The following is a 1,392-nucleotide window of genomic DNA, read 5'->3' as shown; positions in this document are numbered from 1 at the left end:
GCAAGTCGTAAGATTGCCTTATTACCGACCGTTAGCCATGCTGAATCCGCAAAAGCCGATGCGTCGCTCAGAGCAACACATCGCGCGACAAGTTTTTAGCGGTTTAACGCGTCTTGATGAAAACGAACAACTTCAACCGGATCTCGCACATACGTGGGAGGCGCTTTCTGACACTCATTGGCGTTTCTATTTGCGTCGTGGCGTACGCTTCCATAATGGTGAACCACTCACGACAGATTGTGTTGTAGAGAGCATTCTTGCCTTGAGTGGATTGAATTTGTTCTCTCACATTCAGCAAGTTTCGTCCCCACAGCCTTGGACCGTTGATATTAAGCTTGTTCGTCCAGATCGCTATTTACCGTTAGCATTGAGCGAGTCTCAAGCCAAAGTCTTATTGCCACAAGCGCTTCGCTCTGAGGATTTTGACCGTAAGCCTATTGGTACAGGTCCGTTCCAAGTGAAAGTGAACGACGACAAACGCCTTATTCTTACTGCTTTCGATGGTTACTTTGGGTTTCGTCCATTGCTGGACCAAGTTGAAGTGTGGGTGATTGATGAAGCCTACTCATCAATGGTGTATCCAAGCTTGTCTAAGCCACAAATGAACAAACAAGCGTCGACCGATGAAGTGGAACTCGATCCGGGTTGTACCTTCTTGCTGCTTAACAAAAACACTGGCATCGCAAAAGACCCACGTTGGGCCGAATTTTTAAGCCAAACACTAAATAGTCATCAAATCTACGCGCACGTTCCCCAAGATAAAGTGATTGAACTGGGTGTACTGCAAGCATTTGGTTTAAAACCGGGGTGGATTGACTTAAGGCCGACATCAGTGGGTGAAGTCCCGCAACAAGGTAAATCGATTACCGTCGCTTATCAGAAAAAACATCCGATGTTTCCTGTCATTGCCAAAGCAATTAAACATTTGCTCAAACCGCACAGTGTCGATGTCGAGTTTATTCGCTACGATACGCAGCCGCCAAATCCAGAAGAAGTCGACGTTTGGGTAAAAGCAATGGGTATTGCGACCAATCGCAACGATGCCTTAGCGGGCTGGCTACTTGATTATAGCGACATCGAAAAATTCAGCGCGGGTTACGATTTTTCAGAATGGGCGACATTAGTCGATCAATGGCGTGCAGGCATTCACGCCGACTTTCCTGCTCGCGAATTAGGAAGGCAGTTAGTGAAAAGCTGTCAGGTTATTCCAATGTTCCATTGCTGGCTTGGTGTAAACAAAGACCACAGCGGAGCGCTTCAAAACGCAAAATGTAATGCGCTGGGGTGGTTCGATTTCAGCAATGTGTGGGTCAAGCCAGAGATAGAAGATAATGGCCAAGCCGAATAAAAAGCAACCGAGTAAAACTGTCGAAATTTATTGTGCGAAATGCA

At 46.6% G+C, this 1,392-nt stretch carries 1 protein-coding gene; it reads left to right on the top strand.

From position 1 onward, the window contains the following. A partial coding sequence (locus R7035_RS25335; protein ID WP_318146336.1) for an ABC transporter substrate-binding protein occupies positions 1 to 1,348 on the top strand: 1,348 nt, incomplete at its 5' end. Positions 1,349 to 1,392 lie beyond the last annotated feature (44 nt).

This window comes from Vibrio sp. 1731, from assembly GCF_033339955.1.
Lineage (GTDB): Bacteria > Pseudomonadota > Gammaproteobacteria > Enterobacterales > Vibrionaceae > Vibrio > Vibrio alginolyticus.
This window is presented reverse-complemented; position numbering and strand designations above follow the sequence as displayed.